General features: G+C 38.9%; 1 protein-coding gene. It reads left to right on the forward strand.

The features are described 5' to 3' along the window. A partial coding sequence (locus AC2Q9J_RS18365; protein WP_499042159.1) for a polysaccharide biosynthesis protein occupies window positions 1-247 on the forward strand: 247 nt, incomplete at both ends.

The following is a 247-nucleotide window of genomic DNA, read 5'->3' on the forward strand; positions in this document are numbered from 1 at the left end:
GTTCAATTGGCTCAGAACTATGTCGTCAAATTATTAAAAACCAACCCAAACTTTTGGTGTTATATGAACTCACCGAGTTTGCATTATACGATATTGATAAAGAGCTAAGACGCACTGGAACTTGCGAGATTGTTCCTATTTTAGGAACGGTACAAGATCAGCAAAAGCTTGAGCGAATTATCGAACAATATCACGTACAGACGGTCTATCACGCGGCTGCGTATAAACATGTACCATTAGTTGAATG

The sequence above is a fragment of the Planococcus sp. RAB007_Raresut genome, assembly GCF_057369535.1.